Source organism: Candidatus Pedobacter colombiensis, assembly GCA_029202485.1.
Classification (GTDB): Bacteria; Bacteroidota; Bacteroidia; order Sphingobacteriales; family Sphingobacteriaceae; genus Pedobacter; species Pedobacter colombiensis.
Genome location: CP119313.1, coordinates 1,175,311 through 1,196,267 on the forward strand (window position 1 = coordinate 1,175,311; position 20,957 = coordinate 1,196,267).

General features: G+C 37.0%; 26 protein-coding genes and 1 pseudogene. 18 read left to right on the forward strand and 9 right to left on the reverse strand.

The features are described from left to right. The first annotated feature begins 131 nt into the window (after positions 1 to 131). From P0Y49_04730 to P0Y49_04755, 6 genes are all read left to right on the forward strand, one after another. Positions 132 to 1,259 carry a hypothetical protein gene (locus P0Y49_04730; protein ID WEK20442.1) on the forward strand — a complete coding sequence of 376 codons (1,128 nt, stop codon included), beginning with the start codon at positions 132 to 134 and terminating at the stop codon, positions 1,257 to 1,259. Positions 1,260 to 1,300: 41 nt separating this feature from the next. Continuing rightward, positions 1,301 to 1,780, forward strand: coding sequence for a hypothetical protein (locus P0Y49_04735; GenBank protein ID WEK20443.1), 480 nt, complete (start codon positions 1,301 to 1,303; stop codon positions 1,778 to 1,780). Positions 1,781 to 1,845: 65 nt separating this feature from the next. Beyond that, positions 1,846 to 2,307 (forward strand): NUDIX domain-containing protein, encoded by a 462-nt coding sequence (locus P0Y49_04740; GenBank protein WEK20444.1) that lies wholly within the window; start codon positions 1,846 to 1,848, stop codon positions 2,305 to 2,307. 10 nt (positions 2,308 to 2,317) lie between these two features. Then, a complete protein-coding gene (locus tag P0Y49_04745; GenBank protein ID WEK20445.1) occupies positions 2,318 to 2,566 on the forward strand; it encodes a hypothetical protein in 249 nt (82 codons plus the stop codon). Between the two features lie 89 nt (positions 2,567 to 2,655). After that, on the forward strand, positions 2,656 to 3,207 hold the full coding sequence (locus P0Y49_04750) for a hypothetical protein (protein ID WEK20446.1): 552 nt from the start codon (positions 2,656 to 2,658) through the stop codon (positions 3,205 to 3,207). Positions 3,208 to 3,501: 294 nt separating this feature from the next. Continuing rightward, positions 3,502 to 3,834, forward strand: a complete 333-nt coding sequence (locus tag P0Y49_04755) for a YnfA family protein (protein ID WEK20447.1) — start codon at positions 3,502 to 3,504, stop codon at positions 3,832 to 3,834. Here the strand turns inward: P0Y49_04755 and P0Y49_04760 are convergent, their stop codons facing one another. Next, the gene (locus P0Y49_04760) at positions 3,835 to 4,248 is read right to left on the reverse strand and encodes a hypothetical protein (GenBank protein ID WEK20448.1); all 414 of its coding nucleotides are present in this window, start codon (positions 4,246 to 4,248) and stop codon (positions 3,835 to 3,837) included. It lies immediately after the preceding gene. A 166-nt stretch (positions 4,249 to 4,414) separates the two neighbouring features. On the opposite strand from P0Y49_04760, the gene P0Y49_04765 reads away from it, so the two are divergent. The 10 genes and pseudogenes from P0Y49_04765 to P0Y49_04810 all read left to right on the forward strand — a co-directional run bounded on the left by P0Y49_04765 (position 4,415) and on the right by P0Y49_04810 (position 11,634). Beyond that, positions 4,415 to 4,981 carry a hypothetical protein gene (locus tag P0Y49_04765; protein WEK20449.1) on the forward strand — a complete coding sequence of 189 codons (567 nt, stop codon included), beginning with the start codon at positions 4,415 to 4,417 and terminating at the stop codon, positions 4,979 to 4,981. Between the two features lie 445 nt (positions 4,982 to 5,426). Beyond that, the gene (locus tag P0Y49_04770; protein WEK20450.1) at positions 5,427 to 5,987 is read left to right on the forward strand and encodes a hypothetical protein; all 561 of its coding nucleotides are present in this window, start codon (positions 5,427 to 5,429) and stop codon (positions 5,985 to 5,987) included. Between the two features lie 57 nt (positions 5,988 to 6,044). Then, entirely contained in the window at positions 6,045 to 6,239 is a 195-nt protein-coding gene (locus tag P0Y49_04775) for a hypothetical protein (GenBank protein ID WEK20451.1), read from the forward strand. Then, complete coding sequence (locus P0Y49_04780) at positions 6,236 to 6,415, forward strand: hypothetical protein (protein WEK20452.1); 180 nt, start codon at positions 6,236 to 6,238, stop codon at positions 6,413 to 6,415. Before P0Y49_04775 ends, P0Y49_04780 begins: the two co-directional genes overlap by 4 nt. Before the next feature lie 11 nt (positions 6,416 to 6,426). After that, positions 6,427 to 7,505 (forward strand): annotated as a pseudogene (locus tag P0Y49_04785) (DUF932 domain-containing protein). A gap of 42 nt (positions 7,506 to 7,547) precedes the next feature. After that, entirely contained in the window at positions 7,548 to 8,021 is a 474-nt protein-coding gene (locus P0Y49_04790) for a hypothetical protein (protein ID WEK20453.1), read from the forward strand. A gap of 11 nt (positions 8,022 to 8,032) precedes the next feature. Next, a complete protein-coding gene (locus P0Y49_04795) occupies positions 8,033 to 8,245 on the forward strand; it encodes a hypothetical protein (GenBank protein ID WEK20454.1) in 213 nt (70 codons plus the stop codon). A gap of 22 nt (positions 8,246 to 8,267) precedes the next feature. Then, positions 8,268 to 8,606 (forward strand): hypothetical protein, encoded by a 339-nt coding sequence (locus P0Y49_04800; GenBank protein WEK20455.1) that lies wholly within the window; start codon positions 8,268 to 8,270, stop codon positions 8,604 to 8,606. A 173-nt stretch (positions 8,607 to 8,779) separates the two neighbouring features. Further along, a complete protein-coding gene (locus P0Y49_04805; GenBank protein WEK20456.1) occupies positions 8,780 to 10,024 on the forward strand; it encodes a hypothetical protein in 1,245 nt (414 codons plus the stop codon). A 179-nt stretch (positions 10,025 to 10,203) separates the two neighbouring features. Continuing rightward, entirely contained in the window at positions 10,204 to 11,634 is a 1,431-nt protein-coding gene (locus tag P0Y49_04810; protein WEK20457.1) for a toll/interleukin-1 receptor domain-containing protein, read from the forward strand. An 11-nt stretch (positions 11,635 to 11,645) separates the two neighbouring features. Here P0Y49_04810 and P0Y49_04815 read toward each other — a convergent pair whose 3' ends face one another. Beyond that, positions 11,646 to 12,071 carry a hypothetical protein gene (locus P0Y49_04815; GenBank protein ID WEK20458.1) on the reverse strand — a complete coding sequence of 142 codons (426 nt, stop codon included), beginning with the start codon at positions 12,069 to 12,071 and terminating at the stop codon, positions 11,646 to 11,648. Between the two features lie 416 nt (positions 12,072 to 12,487). Further along, positions 12,488 to 12,754 (reverse strand): helix-turn-helix domain-containing protein, encoded by a 267-nt coding sequence (locus tag P0Y49_04820; GenBank protein ID WEK20459.1) that lies wholly within the window; start codon positions 12,752 to 12,754, stop codon positions 12,488 to 12,490. A gap of 157 nt (positions 12,755 to 12,911) precedes the next feature. On the opposite strand from P0Y49_04820, the gene P0Y49_04825 reads away from it, so the two are divergent. Then, entirely contained in the window at positions 12,912 to 13,187 is a 276-nt protein-coding gene (locus P0Y49_04825) for a hypothetical protein (protein WEK20460.1), read from the forward strand. On the opposite strand, the gene P0Y49_04830 is transcribed toward P0Y49_04825, so the two are convergent. The 3 genes from P0Y49_04830 to P0Y49_04840 all read right to left on the reverse strand — a co-directional run bounded on the left by P0Y49_04830 (position 13,182) and on the right by P0Y49_04840 (position 16,565). Further along, positions 13,182 to 13,931 (reverse strand): hypothetical protein, encoded by a 750-nt coding sequence (locus P0Y49_04830; GenBank protein ID WEK20461.1) that lies wholly within the window; start codon positions 13,929 to 13,931, stop codon positions 13,182 to 13,184. The two genes, P0Y49_04825 and P0Y49_04830, sit on opposite strands and share 6 nt — an antisense overlap. Positions 13,932 to 14,326: 395 nt before the next feature. Continuing rightward, positions 14,327 to 15,520 carry a hypothetical protein gene (locus P0Y49_04835; GenBank protein WEK20462.1) on the reverse strand — a complete coding sequence of 398 codons (1,194 nt, stop codon included), beginning with the start codon at positions 15,518 to 15,520 and terminating at the stop codon, positions 14,327 to 14,329. After that, entirely contained in the window at positions 15,510 to 16,565 is a 1,056-nt protein-coding gene (locus P0Y49_04840; GenBank protein WEK20463.1) for a nucleoid-associated protein, read from the reverse strand. The genes P0Y49_04835 and P0Y49_04840 overlap by 11 nt, the downstream gene beginning before the upstream one ends. Positions 16,566 to 16,884: 319 nt before the next feature. On the opposite strand from P0Y49_04840, the gene P0Y49_04845 reads away from it, so the two are divergent. Next, on the forward strand, positions 16,885 to 17,556 hold the full coding sequence (locus P0Y49_04845) for a hypothetical protein (protein WEK20464.1): 672 nt from the start codon (positions 16,885 to 16,887) through the stop codon (positions 17,554 to 17,556). A gap of 41 nt (positions 17,557 to 17,597) precedes the next feature. Here P0Y49_04845 and P0Y49_04850 read toward each other — a convergent pair whose 3' ends face one another. Genes P0Y49_04850 through P0Y49_04860 form a run of 3 tightly spaced genes read right to left on the reverse strand, consistent with a single transcriptional unit; the run spans position 17,598 to position 20,894 of the window. Further along, complete coding sequence (locus tag P0Y49_04850) at positions 17,598 to 18,068, reverse strand: hypothetical protein (protein WEK20465.1); 471 nt, start codon at positions 18,066 to 18,068, stop codon at positions 17,598 to 17,600. Between the two features lie 44 nt (positions 18,069 to 18,112). Next, positions 18,113 to 19,267, reverse strand: coding sequence for a UvrD-helicase domain-containing protein (locus tag P0Y49_04855; GenBank protein WEK20466.1), 1,155 nt, complete (start codon positions 19,265 to 19,267; stop codon positions 18,113 to 18,115). Next, positions 19,254 to 20,894, reverse strand: a complete 1,641-nt coding sequence (locus tag P0Y49_04860) for an AAA family ATPase (GenBank protein ID WEK20467.1) — start codon at positions 20,892 to 20,894, stop codon at positions 19,254 to 19,256. Before P0Y49_04860 ends, P0Y49_04855 begins: the two co-directional genes overlap by 14 nt. Positions 20,895 to 20,957 lie beyond the last annotated feature (63 nt).

The following is a 20,957-nucleotide window of genomic DNA, read 5'->3' on the forward strand; positions in this document are numbered from 1 at the left end:
TTATTAATTGTTTTGGGAACAATGAAGCCTGGTCACATTGTGTGATCAGGTTTTTTTATCGATCTGAGTCTTAATTGAAAATGCCAGAATGGGTTGTTTTATCGGAAAGATTTCTTGAAATTGTGTCTGATATGTACAACGTTTTTTTGGATACCAATATTTACCGTAGCTTGGGTTTGCGTTTTTCAAAACACCGGGATTATGAATACCTGATCAAATTTTTGGCGAGCAGCGGCAATGAGTTTGGACTGATGCGGATAGTACACGAGGAATTGCTGGATTATTATAAAAAGGATGTTTTTGGAAAACTGTTTTCGGAATATCAAAGGGTGATCCGGCAGTTTTCGGACAATCCTTTTTTAAGAACGATGCCTTCTCCGGATTTTGAGCTGGAACTTTCAGAAGCGCTCAGGGTACTTGATCTTGATCTGAATACGATTGGGATGAGTTTGGAGGTAAAGCAGATTCCAGCTGATTTACTGACTGATTTTTTGTTGTTCAACAAGGCGGAGCGTAAAGGAGACAATGCCCGGGATTTTCTGATTTTTTATAACCTGATCTCTCTTTGTCAACAAGACCCAGAGGAAACTGTGGTGCTGATTTCTCAGGATAAGATTTTCAGTCTGAACGAGTTCTTCCGCGAACAGCTTAAGACGCATTCGATCGGCAATTATAAGGTTTATGATAGTATTGCTGCTTTCTTGGCTGATGCAGGACCTAAAGTGAACTGGTTGACGAAGGAGTTGATTAGAGCTGCTATTGACCCTCGGCTGATTGAGGAGGAAATGGCAAACGATGTGATGTGTCTGCCAAGTTACTGCAGTCAATATTATTATGAACGGGGTGGTGAGGATTTGCCGCCATTAGAGAAATTAACAATTGAGGGATTTGAGGTGAAGGATTTTTATGTGTCCAAAAATGAAAAGTCCGGGAAACTGGTCTTGAATGTGGATGTATCGGTTGCGGTGTATGCACTGTTTGGAGAAGATCCCCAGCCTGATGCTTTAAAAGCTTATTTAGCAGATCGGAGGGTGCCTACTATATCACATCCGGAAACTTTTGATGATAGAGGTCAAGTGTTTTATCAGGAAAAGGTACTGTTCCTTTTTCAGGCTGAACTTAATGAAACAACCGAGCAAATTGAAAACCTGAAATTTATTGATTTTCTGCCTTCTCATTATAGGTATGACGACTGGACACCTGGTCCGGCATATAAATTGGTACCTCTTGAGCAACGATATAGTCTTACTTGGAAATGAAATTATCACCGATTTAGCAATTTTAAAAGACAGATTTACATATGAAAATACAAATTAACATCTCAGTAAGAAACCCGGAGTGGCGATGGGAAGAGGATGATTATCAAAAGGAATGGCTTTTGATCAATGGTGATAAGATGGCGAAGTATTTACCGTCTGTTACTTTTGGTTTTGATACAGAAGTACAGCAGTATGTCAAACCAACGCTCGATGAGCATACTTTTAAATTTATTAGTGCGGATCAAAAGGATAGTCCCGACCCAGTTATTCAGGAGGTCTTATTGAAAGATTTGGATGTAACCCAATTTATATTTGAACAGGGGTCAACTCCTGTTATTGTGTCGAAATCCATATTGCATCACGTAATGGCTGCTCAAAATCAGGGTAAGGGAAAATTTTACTGGTATTATTTCATCAACGAAGACGCCGAATATGTACAATGCAAAAGTAATATTTGGTTGTCAACGGCACATTTTGAAGAGCTTGAATGCAAAGTGCCAGACTTGGATATATTAGTTTAAATGAATTTTAATCATGTTTTTGTTTGATTTAAGCCCTTTATTCCGGGCTTTTTAGTTTTTTTGATATGGCTAAAAAGAGTGCAGGTATATTGTTGTATAGGTTTTCAGCTGAAGAACTCGAGGTTTTGCTGGTTCATCCTGGTGGCCCGTTTTTTCGGAATAAGGATAAGGGATGGTGGACGGTGCCAAAGGGGGAGATTATGCCAGATGAAGAGCCTTTGGATACAGCATTGAGGGAGTTTAAAGAGGAAACAGGTTATTTGCCTGAAGGAGAATTTTTGGCTTTAAAGCCTATTGTGCAAAAAGGTGGTAAATTGGTGTACTGCTGGGCGGTAATGGGGGACTTGGATGCTCCAAGAATTGTTTGTAATACTTTTTCGATTGAATGGCCACCCAAATCGGGGAAGTTGGTTGATTTTCCTGAAGTAGATCAGGCTAAATGGTACTCCTTGATTGAGGCAGTTGTATTTATTAATGATCGCCAGCGAGATTTTTTGCAAGAGTTGAAGGGAATAGTGAAACCATAAACATAGAATAATGGATTATCTTAAGGTTAACTTGGCTATAAAGGTTATTGAGTCGGAACTGGCCAAACTCAAAAGTATGCTGGATAAAGAAATACCTGTTATCAGGAATGCTAAACAGGAACAATTGAAAAGAGTAACTGAGGTGGTCAGCAAACAGAGGATCAGGGATCGGGCTGCTGCGATAAAGAAATTCAGTAAACGTTTGTTAGCAGTTAGCGTGCGATTAGAGGAATTGGGAATCAGTACTCATCAGGGATAGTATATTGGTTTTGTGCTAAAATGAAAATTGTCTATATGTTAAAAACTATACATTTCTGGAAGTTATTTATTGAGTAAATTTATCCTTTAATGGAAACAAGTAAGGACTATTTGATCGGCCTATTAAAGGATAAATATGAGCATGAAATAAGGAGAAAAGCAGATTTTGATAATTCGCTTAATATCCCCATCACTTTGTTAACCGCTCTTTTTGCCGGAATTTATTTTGTTGCAAGTGATACTTCGCTAAAACAACTTTCTTGCCCCTTGATAACAGTAAAATGGATTTTGCTAGCCTTGCTTTTTTTGAGTTGCATTATAACTATGAGTTTGCTGTTTAAAGTATATTTCGGATATAAGAGAGCGTATTGTGCTTTTCCTGATAGCAAGCAAGTGGTGGAAGATGATTTTAAAGCGCTAGAAGAATATCATAACCAATATAGCAAAGGTAAACAGGAAGAAAATCTGCTGAAAAGTTTAAAAGATAGAGTGGTTAACTGGTATCTTGAATGTAATAATAACAATACTCCGGTTAACGATGCTCGTGCTAATGCCCTGTTTTATGCGAGGCTTTCGATTTGTATTTCATTAAGTATCGGACTGGCACTTTTAATTTTTATATGTTATCTAAAATCTCTTTAATATGGCTAAAAAAGCAAGTCCACCACCGCCGCCTCCACGTCCCAGTCCAGTGAGGCAAGAAAGATCAGCTGGGTCTGATAAATCATTATCAAGACCTACACCTAAATCAAAGTAAAAATTTAAAGCAAAAAATATGAGTAAACAAAATCAAACACCACCACCACAGCCACCACCTTCACCGGTGAGGAGAGAGAAAGCAGATACTATAGCTCCTAAGCCTTCTACAACTAAGAAATAAGAATTGCCGGTTAATGAAGCCGGCTTTTTTATTTTAAAACCTAACTTAGCTTTATTATGGACGTTTTAAAATCGCTTGGTATTTTTATTCTAGCTGGTCTTTGTGAAATTGGGGGTGGATATCTCATTTGGTTGTGGTTGAAGGAAGGAAAGCCTTTATGGTATGGTCTTATCGGTGCTTTAATTCTTGTGGGGTATGGTGTGGTTGCCACTTGGCAGACTGCAAATTTCGGACGGGTGTATGCTACTTATGGTGGTGTTTTTATTGTACTTGCTTTGCTTTGGGCCTGGAAGGTGGATGGTTTTCAACCGGATAAATGGGATATTATCGGTGCGGCTATCGCATTGATTGGTGCCTGTATTATTATTTATATGCCAAGGGCAGCTTAACTATCTTAATTTTGCAGATGGGTCATATGAGGCTGTAATCCCATTGTTGGATTCTTTCCATTTATAATCAAAACAGACTTTATATAACATATAGTATCTGTTATAATTTGTACTGAATGCGCCAGTACAGACCTGTCTATCAAATCCTTGTTTTCTTAGTTCTTCGGTTGGTATGTAATGATCACGTTCATCTGTTATGTAAGCAGCTAAGATGCGGTAGTTCTTTTTCAATTGAGCTATTGTTTTTGGAAACGCTTGATTTTCTTTTGCTCTTTTAACGGCTAGAATTCTTGCGTTGAAGTTGTTTTTGCAGTTGACATTACAGTATTTCTTTCCATCTCTGCCATGTATTTCTTTTTCGCAGTAGATGCAGTATTTTTTTTCAGGTTGCGCGGTTTCTTGTTTTGCGGTCATAAGCGTTTATTTTGGATGTTAACAATTGTTATCGGTTAATTGTTTTTGGAAACGGTTAAAGGTAATGTGTATCTGTTCAGTGGATTAGCTATCAGATAATGTTGTTTTTTCTGCTGTTTCTTGGTTTTAGTGTGTTCAATTTTGTCGGGAACTAATTCTTACGATTATGAAAAATAACACATTGGCTACGGAAACTTTTTCCAATAGGAACATGCATTACTTTCTGGATTTTAAGGTGGCGGAGAATAATAGTAATTATATCCGTATAACGCGCAGTGATCAGCAGCCGGATCAGTCTTATGTGCGTTCGCAGGTGGTGGTATTTGAGGAGGACTTTTATTTTTTGATTCAGGCTTTTGCCTCATTGTTTAAGCGTGTGATCTATAGGGGGCAAAAGGAGGTTGGAGTGCAGCAGTTGCGTGAGGCTAGGTTGGAGCACTTGAAGGGGATTAAGGGAATGGCTCCTGAGCTTAGGCCTAGGGAGAAGTTACTTGCCCGTGGAGCTTATGCGTTATCTCATGGAGAATTAATGGCGCTGTTGATTGGTTCGGGTGTTTCGGATTTGAATGCTGTTGAATTGGGCGGTCAGATTATGGCCTCGATTGGTGATGATCCAGGTAGGTTGGCTTTTCTGGATGTAGATAGGTTGAAGTTGTTTAAGGGCATGGGGGTTGCCAAATCGTGTGCTGTTTTGGCGGCAGTTGAACTTTCCCGCCGAATGTATGGCTTTTAGTCTTCTAGTTTTCTTTTAGGTTTTTCTGGTTGTTGGTTTCGCTCTTTTTCTAAGGGTAAGGGCGTGCTATGGCTTTTTCAGGTCAGGTGAAAAGTTTTCTCCGGGTCTTTTGGATACAAATTTCTGAACAATCCCTTTTCCGTCAAGACAGGCCCTTCGGGTTTGCTGAAAAAAAATCTCCACACCTCGCTGCGCTCGGGTCGTATTTTTTTTCGCAAAGTCTTGCCTTGAAAAAGGGATTGGGTTCAGGTGAGGGGTGGTATCAAAAGACAGGAGGCTCTGGCCGGCTGACTTTTTAAAAGGCATATTCTCATGGAAATACAAATTGGCAGAGGCCCACCCACCGACACAAAACACAGGACAGCGGATTTTTTTCGCAAGTACAGGGTTGCCCTTCGGGCGTAAAAGCAATTAATCACAAACAACTATTTAAAACGTAACAATTATGAAAACTACAGTAATCACTTCAGGAAAAACAAATCAATCGGCTAATGGAATTGCCAATACTGGCGTTGTTCAATCTAAAAACTTTGATGGTGATAATACCGCGAATACAAAGTTAGCGCATGAAGTTAAACCGGCTACGGTTAATAAAGCAGAGGAAGCCAAACCAGTACCGGTAATTACTGTTGCCACGGGTGCAGAGACTGAAAAAGTTGAACCAACTAAAGCGGATATACGAGAGCAAATGGCGGTAAAGAAACCTGCTTTGAATTTGGAGTGTACTTTAAAGCTGGTGGAGGAATTGCACCGCCGTAAAATCCAAAGGGATAAGTTAATCGGTACGATTGATACTTTGGAGGAATTTGAGGTGGCGCAGAAGAATGAAGCGGAGGAAACTGATAGCAATCATTTTCAGGGTTGTGAGTTGACTATTGAGGATGACCAGCGCAGGGAGTTTGTTACTAAAAATCCTGTAATCATTAAGAGAGTGGCAGAATATATCCATGCATTGTGTGTGGATAGGCTGGCAGAGATTGAAGGGGAGATTTTCTTGCCTGCTTAGTGATTTAATGCCCCTGCTTTGTGCAGGGGCATTTTTACCCATTTTAATTCATCTTTTATGAGATATGAAACTTTATTTATAATGGTTCGGGTAGCGGTCTATGCGGATCATACAAGTGTTGCGGAATTGGTTAAGGAGCTGGAAACTGAATCTAAGTTTAGTTTGTCGGATACGGCCAATATTAATGTCATGGAAACTGAAATTTTGCTTTCAGGAAGCCGCAATAAAAAGAACATTCATCATACGCCATGAAAACGAAGAACCATATTTTATATGTCACGGTTCGCGCGGAAGTGGTGACTGATTTAAAAACGCTTTCTCAGACAATTGAAGAGTTTGAGCAAGATACAGTTTACAGTTTTGGGAGTACGGAAAATGTGGCGGTGATAGATACGGAATTGCTACAAACAGAAACATTTCATCCTTAAAATTTAAAATTATGTCACACGATATCAATTACAATAACACTACTGGCCGATATGCTTTTATGAGTGTTAAAGAAAAAGCATGGCACGGCTTAGGCCAGATAATTACAGCTTATCCGACCAGTGCGGAGGCGATTTTACATGCTGGTTTAGATTATATGGTCGAGAAAAGGCCATTGTTTACGGTTGATCAGGTTGATTTTGGGCGCTTTAAAGCGCCTGATGCTGATGATTATTCTGATGAATTACAGCCGGGTATTTTGGTGCCGGATTATTATGCCAATGTGCGAACGGATACAGAGGAGGTTTTGGGTGTGGTGGGAAGGATTATAGTATTGTGCAAAACAGGGAGGCTTTTGCTTTTTTTGATAATATTGTTGGGGGGAAGGACGGTATTTTATATGAAACTGCGGGGGCACTAGGCAAGGGGGAAAGGATTTTTATATCGGCGAAGTTACCGGATTACATCCGTGTGGGACGGGATGATTGTATTGAAAAGTATATTTTTCTCACGACTTCGCATGACGGTTACGGTAGTATTACTGCTGCTTTTACGCCTGTGCGTGTGGTTTGCCGGAATACTTTAAACGCTGCTTTAAAGAATCAGACGGGTTGCATTAAAATCCGGCACACTTCCAGTGCGCCCGAGCGGTTGAAGCAGGCACACCGTTTACTGGGGCTAACCAATCAACTGGCCAATGAATTGGAACAGGTATTTAATCAGTGGGCTAAAATCCGCATTACTGATCAACAGGTTAAAAAATTGGTTCAATTGGCGATGGCTCCGAGTAGGGAGGTGTTACAGCATCTGCAAAATGGCCAGTCTGATGAACTGTCAACAGTTTTTACCAATGTGGTAGATTCGGTTTGTTCGTATGCGCTTACTAGTCCTACGCAGCAAATGTATACGACTAGGGGAACTTTGTACGGAGCTTATAACGCCGTGACGGGGTATTACCAAAACGTGCGGAATTTTAAAGATGAGGAAAGTAAATTTAAAAGTATTATGTATGGTACTGGCCTGCAACGTAGTCAATCAGCTTTTGACCTGTGCAGTGCATACGCTAAAATGGGCGTAAGCGGATTAAATTAATTCATTCCGGGGGCTATGCCCCCAATAATTCAATTTATTGTTATGGCAAATTGGTGCTTAAATACGGTGACGTTTGAAGCAGATGAAACCGTTATGGAAAAAATCCGTGTGCTGTTTTTAGAAATGGCGGAGCGTGAAATATTATACTTTAGGGGACAGATGCCGCCGTTCTATCGTCGAGAACACGGTTATCTTTTTGAAATTGACTGGAGGGAGCAGGAATTGTTTTATCTGACCAAATGGTCTCCCAATATTGATGTGATGATAGCCGTCGCAGATCATTACCATGCTTGTTTTGTCTACACTTATGAAGAATTGGCTATGGGCATTTACGGTATGGCTATTTATCGCTGGGGAAGGCTTTGGGATATCTATTTAGAGCCAGACGATTTTACACAATTCAGCTACTTTGAACAAGCGGATAAATATGAGTTCGAAGGCAAGCATTATACCAATGAATTTGAAGTGCTTGATATCTTGTTGCAACGCAAGGTAGACCGGATTTATAAACAATAAATCTTATGGTTATGAAGCACTACATTACAGATTTGGACGGGAATCTCTTGGAGGTGACCGATTTAAAGGAGGCGATTTTTCAAGTGGCTATGTATATCAGTTACCTGCATGATCAGCCGAGCGAAGAACAGGCTGTTTTTGCCATCAGACGTAAGATTTACTGGAAGGACATTTATACTAAACTGAACCAGTTAAGGAAGATCGAGACACAACAAACGGCTTAGTAATTAATAAAAATTAGGAATCATGAGCTTTAGAACAGAACTGGCTAAAATAGCTTTACCGCAAATTAATTCCCAAACTCTGGTACTATTTGAAGAAATGACTGAAGAGATTGATTTGTTTGATACCGCAGTTGCGGAATATGATGGAGTAATCCTGCAATTGTTGTTCCCAAACCCTGCGGCAGGTTACCCAAAATTTCAACTGCTGAAAACAGACATAGATTTATCCGAGCCGACTAGCTATTTTAATAATGAGTCGGGGGAAACAGATTTAACGGTAGGGGAGGTAATCCTATTGGTGAATGTTTATATTCAAGCGTCAGAGGAAGCGTATAAACGGAAATGGAATAACTCGGGTTGAAAAGTCAATTTTCAGTAGATTGATGCTTCTGTAATGTTTTAATGATTTTTAAGGCCTATTCCTGGTTTGGGGTAGGTCTTTTTTTGTGATTGCTTTAGGTGTCTGTCAAGTGCATTTTAATTGAATAATTATGCATCTTTACATAGATTAATTAACTCAAAATAAGGTGTCAAATGCAGCTATTTAAAAATTTTGGTGGCACAGTGCAATCATTTAGTGAAATCAGTGGTCATGATTTCACCGATCAGCAGACGGATAGAATAAAAGAAGAAATTCAAAGTAAAGGCAAAGAGTATATTCTTGGTGTGAACGACCAAGAGTTTAAAGAATATTTAATAGCCAAATATTCTATGGATCCGCTGACTATTCACTTAGACACAGAGACTGTTGAACAGCCTAAAGTTTCGAAGGAAATACTTGAAGATCGGATGTATAGAGAGAAGTACGAGACAGAAGTCTATACTTTTACGGCTACCTATCAATTTTCAGGTTCTGGTATACTGTTTACTATCCGTCCTAGTACATGGACTATGACTTCTACGGAGATTTATGTAGTTCAGAATTCTGGTCTGGTTTCATTTAAATTTAAGCTTTACAAAAAAGATCCAGCGGAATTTGAACGCGAGAAGAATTCAAAGAGAAGTAAGGCCTTCACCAATTTAGCGAACGCGAATAGTTTTGTAAATAGCTATAATCAGAGTATTTCAAGTTATGTTGAAACTGCTTTTACAACTGAAAAGAATAAATATCTTTCGGAAAATGATTTTTTTGCAGCAATCAATATAAAAGTAAATAACGATACCATTTCTGTATTTACTCCCCCAACAATTGAGAAGAAAGTTATTCCACAACCACAGGTGTCTCTTCAAAAGGAATTTGCTTCTGAACCAACGATGGCTAAGGGTATGTATGAAGATATCCTGAAGGTGATCTATGATTCTGGTAAAAGTATGGAGAAGAAGCCTGCTTTGTACAGTGGTAAGGATGAAGAAGGCTTGAGAGACCAGTTTTTATTTGTGCTTGAAACACGTTATGAAGGAACAACCGCTAGTGGGGAGACGTTTAACAGAGGTGGGAAGACTGATATCATATTGAAGTATGCAAATGATGGCAGTAATTTGTTTGTTGCAGAATGTAAAGTATGGCATGGCAGTTCAGAGTTTCTAAAAGCTATTTCTCAACTCTTTGATAATTACTTGACCTGGAGAGATTCAAAAGCTGCTTTAATCTTATTTGTGAACAATAAGGATTTTTCGAATGTACTCTCTACGATTAGGACTGATGTTGTTAATCATCCTTATTTTGTAAAGGAAAAAGGAGTTAGGGGAGAAAGTTCGTTCAGCTACATCTTTCATTTGCCTCAGGATATGAGTAAGCCTGTCTTATTTGAAATCATGGCTTTCCACTATGATAAATAGTTAATAGCTTATCAGTTGACCCATACCTGTAATCATAATTAAATAATTTTAGTTGAGCAGTTTTTTAACCAGCTAAAACGAGTAATCCAGAACGTTGAAATTTTTATTCTAATTCTATTAGTTATACTTGTGCTGAAAAGATAACTGTGTCAAAACGATTCCCTTAGACCATTAATTCAATGAACGATTTTTACCATATCAGTACTGACGAAAAATCATTAGAACATCCTCTTCAGATGAATAATCTGGGGTTGCGTCGAATCATGGCCATAATAGGACAATTTAAAAGAAATGATTGGGATGGTCGTTCATCGCAATCTAGTAAACACTATCGTGATACTACACCAAAAGATTATGATGCACAATTTGCACTTCGTCTTCTAAAGACCGATCCTCCTTATGAGATAGATATATTGCTAGATCATCATTATAATCATTATGTTGCTAGATTTGATGATCCTAAACGCTTTTTAAAGCATGTTAAATACGTTATTCTACCTCTATTACAGAATAATTCAAAAGGAGAAGTCTATATAGAATTAACGGAGGACTGGCTGATTGAGAAGGAACAAGAAATGACCTCTGTTAAAGTGATTCCTGCAAAAAATCAGGAAAATATACCGGCCCCATCCGATAAAACTGTTGTAATAACGAATGAAGAAGTTTTTATTTCGTACAGTTGGGATTCCGAAGAATATGTTCAAAAAGTGGTTGAGTTTACCGATTTTCTGCGCACAAAAGGTTTTCATGCACACTTAGATGTTATGCTTAGCCAAAATGAGACATCTATCAATTTTGTAAAAATGATGCATCAGTCTATGGGAAACCACAAGAAAGTTGTCGTTGTGTTGTCTAAAGGTTACAAGGTTAAAGCTGAGTCATTTACCGGGGGAGTTGGAGAGGAATTCGTGTTGTTGCTAAATGATATCAAACAAAGTCCTAAGAAATATATTCTAATAAGCTTTGAGGGACGGTCTGATGAAATCATTCCTTTTGGACTGCGAGGTCGTGAAATTATAGATCTTTCGGATCCAAAAGGAGAAGAGCAATTATACCGAAAGCTTATGGACGAACCTGAGTATAGTTTTTCTGATGTAGCTTCTGAGAAGCCAAAATTAGCTCCTGTTAAAATCAATGAGTTTCAGGCACTGGTTCCTTCGAAAATGATAAGTATTGAAAATCCTTTAGTGACTCCTGATGGCTCCCATAGTCAGGGCGGATTATATAAACACATAGATTTTAAGCTAATACTCAATTTCAAGAATACATCTTCCAAAACAATCGATGGGTTGGCATATAGCTTAAGGGTTAAACAACAACTTGCACCCGAATATTATGGACAAACAGCTGAAGAAGGCTATTTTTTATTTACTGAAGATATTTCCCAGAAGGTATATCCAGGATTGACTGTAAAAAGTACAGCGTACAAGCTGAAAGTTGCGAATCATACCATCTCCCAAATTCTGGGTACAAGAATATTAATAACAGTGTTTACAGACCATGGATCCTTTTCAAAAGAGTTTGAGGTGGAGCAATTGATAGAGATTAAACCACCTAATGAGAATCATTTAGAAGCAATTCCATTAACCCAAGACTTATTTGGCTATTAACTTTGTAATCATTACTGTAGCGTTTTTGGCTCCAGTTCATTTAATAATACTTTGAAAAATACGTTCCTAGCAGGACCAAAATAAGTTTTGTATTGATCTGCGTTGAGCGTGTAACTTTTGTCATTATTGCAGTAATAGCAAGCTAGAACGCAGTTCGTTTTAAGATAGCCTAATCCATTCAATTTTTTATCAATTTCTAAAATTGGTCCCCTTTCTCCGTATCTTATTTTTCTGGTTGTAAGTAATTTTGCACCAATCAATTTTTTGATGTCAAAAATAGAGGTTTCACAATAATAACATTTAAAATTTTGTTGCTGAATCTGCGATACAAACCAATCTGATAAGTCATGTTTTGATAGAAAACCAGTCTTATGACTGGAAGAGAAAAGGTTCATTACCCTGCTTCTCTCCTCAGATAAAAATTGCTCAATATTCATAGCTATTTAGTGATTAAAATTTAATTCCCGAGTAAACACCATTTCAGAGCCGAAAGATTTGAAATGGTGTTTACTCGGGAATTGAATTTAAGTATTTCTATTGATTGTATATTCTTAATATTTAAAGGAAGTTTCAGTCCAATAAATTAAGCTTCCAGTTGGATTATAAGACGGTTCGTATCTTATCAACTTCAATTCAACAAGTTCCCTTATACATTTATGATAAGTCGCGTATGATCTTATTTTTGAAAGCTTCATCAATTTTCTTCTGCTAATGTTAATTGGATGTTTAAACTCTAAGTTTTGCCAGCAGCAATAAATAGCCAGAAATAAGCTGAGGTGCGATTTTTCGACCTTTTTCTCATCCACAACTCCTGCTAGAAATGATGAAATTAGTAATTTGTGTTCCATTGATATTATGCAGTTAAGTTGTCTGACATCATTTTGGCTATATCAGCCGCATCATAATAGAATATGCTCCCCACCTTGGTGTATTTTAAATTTCCATTAATCCGTAGGTTCTGTAACGTGCCTGGAGATATGGAAAGCATCTTTCGAACCTCAACACTTCTCAACCATTTTTTTGTTGAAGCGGTATTCTTGGTTAATAGGCCGGTTATTTCTTGAATTAATTCCTTTTTTAATTGATTCAAGTCCTCTTTTGTAATAAATTCTACTGTCATTAAATAGGTAATTTAAGTTATAGCAATATTGCCTTGCTAATCTATGCCTAATTATAGTCCGTGGTGGTCAATTGCATTTGATGAAAAATGATACTGTTGAGATACGATTGTTCTGGAGCCTTTTTTTGTAAATTGTATCCGTAAATTTTTAAATATTATGGAAACTATACTGCTTCAATCTATAACTGTTGATGAGTTCATGGACAAAGTTCGTGCAATAATAAAAGAAGAACTTAAGATCGCTTTGCAGCAAGATCAACTCTTAACTAAAGAAGGTGCGTTGAAAATAACTGGTGCCAGTAGTGCTGTATTCCTAAAGGCGATTGAGCAAGGTATAGTAAAACCTCAGCTGGTCAAGGGTCGCAAAAAAGCAATGTACCTGGAATCAGAGGTATTGAAGATTGAGGTTCGGAGGAGACGTGTCGTTTCATAATTCGAACATATCATCTTCTTTGACTGGTATAAAATTGGCTTTTTTCTTGCTTAGTAATTCCAGGGCGTTGTTTGCATAGTTGAAACGCTCACACCATCTTTTACAACGTAGTTTAATTTCGTTGCTAATGTATTTTTCGTAATGATACTCATATTTTACCATGGCATGGTTGCCACTATAAATATCTATGTAATCAGCGAGTTTATATGTGAAAAACTCTTCCTGTATATTTTTAAGGTCTTCTTTAACAACCTCAATTGAAGGCTTTGGATATTCGGAGGTCATTATGTCTTGCAAGTAATCAGGTAGGTGGTAATCCTTTTTACCTTTACTTGCCTTTTTGTTCATAGCTGCAGCGGCAATTTTTTTCTTGAAATTTTCCTGATCTTCCTTCAAGTCTTTATACCTCTTTAGATTAATATTACGGGCTTTGAGTTCTTTAGCGAGGTCTTGAATAGCGGCTTTATTGTAGTAATAAGTATAGCTCTGTTTAAAATAATTTGAAAATCCAAACTCCTCGCGAATGAATTTTCCCGTGTTGTGATAACAACCCTTAAAATATTTATAAAGATCATTTTCATTAACCCATTGATCGTTCATTGAGGTTAGTTTCTGAAATTCCTTCGCTGCTTTATCCAATACGGTTTTTGAAAGTTGTTCCTGAGGGGGTAGGTTAGATGTACCTGCAATAGTGGCGATCGCTCTTTTTATATCTTTAAGTTCTTCGAGTATTTGCTTTTGCATGGTATAAATATTAAATGGTACTATAAATTGTTGATATTCAACTTATATTTCTTGGTATTGAAAATACACAATAAATTATGGAATTACAGATGATTTGTATGTAGTTTTTGGGGCAGCGATCGTAGCTGCCAAATATGCAATTAAACTGAAGGCTCATTTCGTTACACTATTCCTGAAACATCAACTTTAACTCCGGATATCCATAATGATGTAAATCCTAATAAAAACACAAAATAGAATTGCGAAATTCAAAATTAAAATTTGTCCATCTTTATTCTTAGCAGGTTTTTTGTTGCAAATTGAATTCTATTTTGAGTCATTTATTATTTTGATTTGCTGAAAGCAATAAGATATACAGGTTAATTAAACAGTTGAGCGTTTTCGTAGTCAATAATTCACTTTTTACCAAAATTTACGATTGCATAATTGATCAAAATGGTCATAACCAATAGAATAGATATTCCCCAATTAATCCATCGAATAGTATTGAGTCTGGTTCTTTGATGAGTAAGTTCTGTATCTATTGAGGCGAAAGTTTTATTGATAACATTATTGAGTGAACTGTTGGCATGTCGATCTACTGATCGATTTTTGAAACCAAAAGTTGTTTTGTAGTTTTTAATGTTGTCTGTAAATATCGTAACAGAACTCTCTTGGTTTCGGATAAATATCTCTATGAGGACGGAGAAAACAATTGACGCTATTAGGATGAGCATATTTTTGCCGCTAAAAGGGGTGTCCAAGGAGAGTTGGCTAGATGCAATAAGAAAAGCTGCTGGTATTGCAATAAGTTTATTTTGTGAATCATTAATGATTGATCTTATATTCTTCGAATATTCTAAAACGGCACTTTCCAGCTCAAGCTTTAATTTTCCATAAGAAAAATCGCTTAAGAAAAAATCGTAGGCGGATTCACATCGTTGGTAAAACGTTCCAAAGTTCTTACACAGCTTTGAATATCTTTGGTCAAAATCGAAATCATTTAAAAAATCAATGAGTTCCTTTTGATAAATCTTTTTACGTTCAATGTTTTCATAAATTCCATTACAGAAAGTATTTACTTCCTGTAATGTCGAATCTAATCCTGTGATTGTTTGAACAGAATTCAAAACTTTTAAGGACGTTGCACTCTTCTCCAGCATTAGGTAAAGCGTTAAACCGTCATCCTCATTTTTAAATCGAGCTAAAGAATTCAAACATTCACTCAATTTTAACCCTGCAAAATAGGCCTTAACCGAATCAATCTGCTCACCATCACCATGCATATAATCTAAATCTCGTAGATAAAAATTCTCAGGTGCATTTAGTGCATTTCCATCTACAAATCGACCAAATGTATCATAAAAGCCAGACCTTTCAAGCCGCAATAGAACGAGTTTAACTTTAATCGTTTCTCCAAGTTTAATGTTATTGGCAAAAATAATCCCCTTACTGTTGGAGAACTCCTCTACATATCCTGAATCATCTAGTGCTGTCAAAAGAGATTTTTGCGTTTGATCAGGAGATAGCGTAATATGATACTCCTTTTCATCCGAAAAAGTTAAATGGTTTTTGACCAAAGTCGCTATCTGATGAAGATCAATTGACATTTTGCTCTAGCTCTTTGATGAGTTCTTCTGGTAGATCTTTGATTAATAATGTCTTATTTTTGCTATTATAATCAATCCTTTTATTTGTAATGAGATCTGTATTGAAAATTAGAGTTAGATCATTACTACGGTAATCAACAAAATGAAGGGACTTCAATACCTTTGTATCTGTCTTGACTACCTCACTTACACGATAATCTTCTGATGACGCAAAATTAGAGAACGCATTAGGTTCTTCTTCATCTAATAGATATGAGATTTGGCTAAGCCGAACTTCTCTTTTGTCCTTAATACACGTCCTACAATAATCATAGACGATCTTTTTTTTACTCCTTATCTCTTCACTTGAAAAGCCTTTTTCCGTAAGAAAAGCGTGCAATGCGGTCACCATTGCTTGAGAGGAGTCAGAATTGGTGCTTTTATCTGCGCAACCGATGAAATCTAGGAAATAATCCGATAAGTTTTTCTTCCCCTTAATAAACGAAAGATAACTCTTAATGCCATCATTATCTCCGTCTGTATGTTTTTCCCATCTGGTTAAATTGATTTGGGCGGCTACATCTAATTTACTTAAATCTAAATTAAGAATTTGCTTTATGGTTAGATCTTCACTAAGATTATAGCCATCATTGTTATTGATAGAAAAAAGAAGTATGTATCTATCTCCGTTATCTTTTAGTATATAATCTGCAAATACCATGAAGGCGCCAGTTGCTGGAGCACTTTTCTTGATCTCAAGTTCGTAAAGCTCCATGGACCTATGTGTAAACGACAAAAAATCAAGATCGCCGGACCGATATTGCGAAATTTTGTCTTTGAAGCCGTTGAAAACAAGCGAATCATCGAAAATACCATAAATAGGATGTGATTTGTTTTGGAAGGTCTTTCTCACATCAGCAACAAAGAAAATTTCCTGATCGTTTATCAGTAGTTCTTTCTTAGCTAGTTTTAGTTTTGTGATTTTATTGCCACCTTCCTTGTTCAACTTGTGTACAATGATGTTAGAGACACTGAGATTATGTCCCTTTTTTAATAGTTCAACCATAAGCGTAAATTTTAGTATAACAAATATAATAAAGTAGTTTAGATGGTTGCTATATTGGAGAATATCCATCTGCTAATTACCATATTCCGAATTAGTCTGATTGATGTGTTATTTTCAAATAAATTTTACAGATTTGAAAACCAAATATTAACACTTATATGCTAAAAGACTACGCAATTCTGCCAAAGAACTTTATATCATGTTGATAAATCTAGGTATGACTCATTTACATCATGCAGACAATGGGCGGTTAAAAATGATTGTGCTAAGAAAGAAATGTAGTGGACATTGCCGGTAATTTACAGAACATTCTAAATAGATGACACAATTAGATTTTATAAATAAAATTAGAGACGCATATTTAAGTGCCAGAAAGTGTATTTATACACCTGAAAAGAATTCGGAAATTTTATCTCGAGGAACAAGTCATTCAATTTCTTCAATTACTGAAGATTTATTTGGATGTTATTGTGTTAATAAAGTTTCGGATAAAGAAAGAATCAAAATTTATGTTGATCCACCGGTTTCATTTAAAGGGACTGAATTAAAAAATAAAAGCAATAAAAAAGCTTTACTTATTCGACCTGATTTAATGATTACGAAAGACAATATTGCAACTTGTTTTTTTGATTTAAAAACAGATTTGGGCTATAAAAGAAAAGACTTCTTTAATCAAGCAAAAGAGAGAAATGATCAATTAAATCTTATAAAAGGAAAAAGGTCAACAAGTAATGACGGTGAAACAAAAGGGAAAAATCACATTACGATTTCGGAAAATATAAAATTTGTCTATGTTGTTGTTTCACAGGGTAATATAAGAAAGTCCGTACAGGATGAATTCATTGAACAAATTAGATCCTTAGAAAATGTTGATGTTTTTCTTTTAACAACTGGAGACCATTTAAACTCTTATCACGAAAATCCTAAGTGGGGAATAAATCAAAATCATTTTGACAGTTTAGATGAACTTTTGAATGAATACTTAGATTAAGTACATTTTAAACATCGAGAACGCTGATGAAATTTTTAGAATTAAAGCTGAGTGAGCGATAAGATTTTGCTAATGGCCTGTAAATCCTCTTTATCTATTGCAACAGGAATTTCATCATGGCAAAGTAGGCCGCATAGTTTTGCTCGATGTCTTCCGTCTGAAAATTCTACATAGCTTGTAGTCCCAACCGGCAAGTAAATCGTTGGAGGATCAACAAAAAGGTTATTCTCCCATCGGTTAAGAATCATGGCAATTCTAAAATTATTAAGTGGTTTATCTGAAAAAATCACTTTGTTGTCAATTTCGTTAAAGCGAGCTATTGCCATTAGCTGGGATGTCTTTACAAGAAAGAATAGATAACGATTGTATTCAGGCAATAGGGTGTGATCGAAGATTTCGTCTTTAGCTAAAGCCCATTTAGGTTCGATGTTCTTTAACTGCACATTTGACATCATCTGATATTTTAGAATCAATTGATCATGAGTAGTAGCATTAGCTTTTCTTAGTTCCAATGTGATTGCAAATTAATTGGTTTATAATTAGACGATTTAATAATTTAATTGGTTAAGTAGTACCATTTGGATATCCCAGGTATGAAGTCCCCCGTGGTGTTGTCACATACGAATGCAACGCTGAACCGAGCACGGGTCATTGCTACGTACAGCTTGGCGATGTCAAACGCTTTTTTATTTTTATCGCCAACGCTTTTTTCTAATAGGCCATCTCTTAAATATTTAATAATGGGTTCTGTCGGATAAATCAATACCCTGTCGAAGCCAAGTCCTTTGCATGCGCCATAGTTCCATTCACCATCGCCGGCCAGTTGGTAGCGTAATACAGTCGGATTAAATTTTGCATTGTAGTTGTCCAGATCTTTAGTATTGATTAGAAATACGCCAAAGTGGTCAATAGAAACACTGCGACAGGATATGCAGGAACATGGTCTACTTAGGCTAAATTCCGGGTACAACCTAGAAGAAAATTCACAGATAGGCAGGTTGTTGCGATGAGAAAAAGTCAGCGTTTCTTCATCTATCTCGCATCGGCTTTTGCATTTTTCCAGAATAAAGTTTTTTATGTTGCCTTCTTTGTATTGGCTGTTTTTGCGTTCATTGTGGGTCAGGTAAGTTACCTGCCGCGGATCGCCTACCATGAGTATCCTAGCTATACTTTTTAACAACAGTTTAATGAATTCCAAGTCATTGCCCGCCAAATCCTGAACCTCATCAATATAAATCTCAGTATAAATGTTTGCAAGCCTGTTAATCACATTTCCATCTGATTTTTCATTCGCTCTGATAACAAACTTCGAAAGTTTATCTGAAAACAGTTTATTACCGGTGGTCATGTAGTGGTTTTTAAAATCTGTTTCTTCACTAAAGGGAACCTTGATGCCCGCTTTTGTGGTATAGTTGATGCCAGACTGCTCATTGACCAGAATCATTCCATTAATTTTTTCAGGAAATATCTGACCCTGAAACGGCTTGACGCCGTGTTTGATAAGGAGTGAGAACCAAGTTTGGATGGTCACATGAGCGGGAATGCATTTATATAGCTGCATAAATTTATTCTTTATTTCCTGCTCATTGGCTTCTGTATATGTGGTGATCAATATCTGGCCAGACTTCGCTTTCATCGCTTCATTGATCAGGAACGTCGTTTTCCCTGATCCAGCTACTGATATGATCAATTTATTGTTATGCGATGGCATCAAGAATATATTGTGGAAAACTGATTTTTTCCAGTGTGTCAAAAATTTTCAAAGCACATTCTGTTTTATTGGCTTTCATGTACCGATGAAGGTCTACTTCGGACTTGTTTAATCCCAGGATCTTATTAACTAAATTTACGTTATTAGCTTTGATAAACTTGGGTTCCAAAGTATTATAGTTGAAAGGAAATCCGTTGATCTCTAATGTTCCTGAATCAACATGTTCGTCAAAACAAATTTTGATATTCTGCTTTTTGTTGGCTCCTAAATAATCTTCGTACTTTTTATTCAGTTCGTCCAGTCGGCCATCATTATCGGTAACCACACAAACGGTTTTTTTAATTTTTTCTGCAATTTGAAGAAAACGTAGAAAACTAGTCCCGACCGAGATTACATCTATGCCATCTTGTATTGGAAGTCTACCTCTGTTGCTGTCCATGTAAGCCCTTTGTACCAAGAGCTCATCACAATCGCCTTCTACCAGGATTGCTTTTTTACACAAGATCAGGCGCAGTGTATCATACCCAGGTATTTTCTCAAAAAAATTCTGAGTCTTTTCCGGTAGATCATTCAGTCTGACCTGAAATTTATTATCAATCAGAATGAGACTATGCAAACCAAGCTTATTTGCGACAAAGCTGCTATGCGTAGAGATCAGAATCTGTTTCTCGCTGCATTTGTCATGAATATCTTTAATGAGCTGATTCAGTTTAGCATGAGACAAGTGATTCTCCGGTTCCTCAAGAAGGATAATATTTGCTTCTTTTGACTTTTTGTGTTCCAGGGCAAGTTTAGTTTTGATAACTGCCTGTTCTCCTTTACCAATGTGCTGAAAAGGCACATCATTAACGCAGGTCAGAAACCCGGATTCCCAGGCGTTCATTGAGGAAAGGTCAACAGTTAATGCAACCTGCTTATCGTATTGAGATTTTCTGGTAATGTCCCCAATACTCTGATTAACCTTTTTTACAGAAGGATCTAACAGGAATTCTCCCTGTAGCCTGCGGTGCGCATGTGTCAGTTCGTTTTTTTGTCGCTGATCCAGATGGTTTTTAATGATGTGGGCCATATACACATCAGAGCCGTTTACATACCGGTTACTGCTCGAGTCGATAAGGGCAGACTTGATCGGTATTTTTCGTGGCGTTACCGAATCGCGTGCGAATGTGTCCCAATTGATCTCGTAAAATTCAATTGGCAAAGCATTGATCGTACCTTCATCAACATAGTCATTATATTCCTCAAGGTATTTATCAGATAGGCCAATGGACATGCAGACTCCGCTTGCGCTACGGCGAGTGCTATTCCCGTCTCCTTGAAAAACCGGGAGATCTCCTCCACCGAAAAAAAGCTCAACCGTTATTTTAGGTGGCTGCACAGGATTTCCCGAATTCAGACTATCCAAATACTCTGACACAGCCGAAGCATTGAAATAGTATTCAGATAATTCATTCTTAAAATATCTTCCGTTAGAGAGACCTGATAGTGTAAGATGGATGGCCTCGAGTATCGTGGACTTACCAGCCTCATTATTGCCGACTAATATATTAAGCCCTGTGCCAAGTTCCAGTGTAAATTTCTCGCGGAAAGACTTAAAGTTCGTAATGATTACTTTTTCAATGTGCATGACAGGTTAATTTTATATTAGATTTCTGGTCCTAATTCAAGAATTCTTGAGTTTAACTAAATT

Coding starts and splice junctions, on each gene's coding strand:
- P0Y49_04730 (WEK20442.1), top strand. CDS start 132: ATGTACAACGTTTTTTTGGATACCAATATTTACCGTAGCTTGGGTTTG.
- P0Y49_04735 (WEK20443.1), top strand. CDS start 1,301: ATGAAAATACAAATTAACATCTCAGTAAGAAACCCGGAGTGGCGATGG.
- P0Y49_04740 (WEK20444.1), top strand. CDS start 1,846: ATGGCTAAAAAGAGTGCAGGTATATTGTTGTATAGGTTTTCAGCTGAA.
- P0Y49_04745 (WEK20445.1), top strand. CDS start 2,318: ATGGATTATCTTAAGGTTAACTTGGCTATAAAGGTTATTGAGTCGGAA.
- P0Y49_04750 (WEK20446.1), top strand. CDS start 2,656: ATGGAAACAAGTAAGGACTATTTGATCGGCCTATTAAAGGATAAATAT.
- P0Y49_04755 (WEK20447.1), top strand. CDS start 3,502: ATGGACGTTTTAAAATCGCTTGGTATTTTTATTCTAGCTGGTCTTTGT.
- P0Y49_04760 (WEK20448.1), bottom strand. CDS start 4,248: ATGACCGCAAAACAAGAAACCGCGCAACCTGAAAAAAAATACTGCATC.
- P0Y49_04765 (WEK20449.1), top strand. CDS start 4,415: ATGAAAAATAACACATTGGCTACGGAAACTTTTTCCAATAGGAACATG.
- P0Y49_04770 (WEK20450.1), top strand. CDS start 5,427: ATGAAAACTACAGTAATCACTTCAGGAAAAACAAATCAATCGGCTAAT.
- P0Y49_04775 (WEK20451.1), top strand. CDS start 6,045: ATGAGATATGAAACTTTATTTATAATGGTTCGGGTAGCGGTCTATGCG.
- P0Y49_04780 (WEK20452.1), top strand. CDS start 6,236: ATGAAAACGAAGAACCATATTTTATATGTCACGGTTCGCGCGGAAGTG.
- P0Y49_04790 (WEK20453.1), top strand. CDS start 7,548: ATGGCAAATTGGTGCTTAAATACGGTGACGTTTGAAGCAGATGAAACC.
- P0Y49_04795 (WEK20454.1), top strand. CDS start 8,033: ATGAAGCACTACATTACAGATTTGGACGGGAATCTCTTGGAGGTGACC.
- P0Y49_04800 (WEK20455.1), top strand. CDS start 8,268: ATGAGCTTTAGAACAGAACTGGCTAAAATAGCTTTACCGCAAATTAAT.
- P0Y49_04805 (WEK20456.1), top strand. CDS start 8,780: ATGCAGCTATTTAAAAATTTTGGTGGCACAGTGCAATCATTTAGTGAA.
- P0Y49_04810 (WEK20457.1), top strand. CDS start 10,204: ATGAACGATTTTTACCATATCAGTACTGACGAAAAATCATTAGAACAT.
- P0Y49_04815 (WEK20458.1), bottom strand. CDS start 12,071: ATGAATATTGAGCAATTTTTATCTGAGGAGAGAAGCAGGGTAATGAAC.
- P0Y49_04820 (WEK20459.1), bottom strand. CDS start 12,754: ATGACAGTAGAATTTATTACAAAAGAGGACTTGAATCAATTAAAAAAG.
- P0Y49_04825 (WEK20460.1), top strand. CDS start 12,912: ATGGAAACTATACTGCTTCAATCTATAACTGTTGATGAGTTCATGGAC.
- P0Y49_04830 (WEK20461.1), bottom strand. CDS start 13,931: ATGCAAAAGCAAATACTCGAAGAACTTAAAGATATAAAAAGAGCGATC.
- P0Y49_04835 (WEK20462.1), bottom strand. CDS start 15,520: ATGTCAATTGATCTTCATCAGATAGCGACTTTGGTCAAAAACCATTTA.
- P0Y49_04840 (WEK20463.1), bottom strand. CDS start 16,565: ATGGTTGAACTATTAAAAAAGGGACATAATCTCAGTGTCTCTAACATC.
- P0Y49_04845 (WEK20464.1), top strand. CDS start 16,885: ATGACACAATTAGATTTTATAAATAAAATTAGAGACGCATATTTAAGT.
- P0Y49_04855 (WEK20466.1), bottom strand. CDS start 19,267: ATGCCATCGCATAACAATAAATTGATCATATCAGTAGCTGGATCAGGG.
- P0Y49_04860 (WEK20467.1), bottom strand. CDS start 20,894: ATGCACATTGAAAAAGTAATCATTACGAACTTTAAGTCTTTCCGCGAG.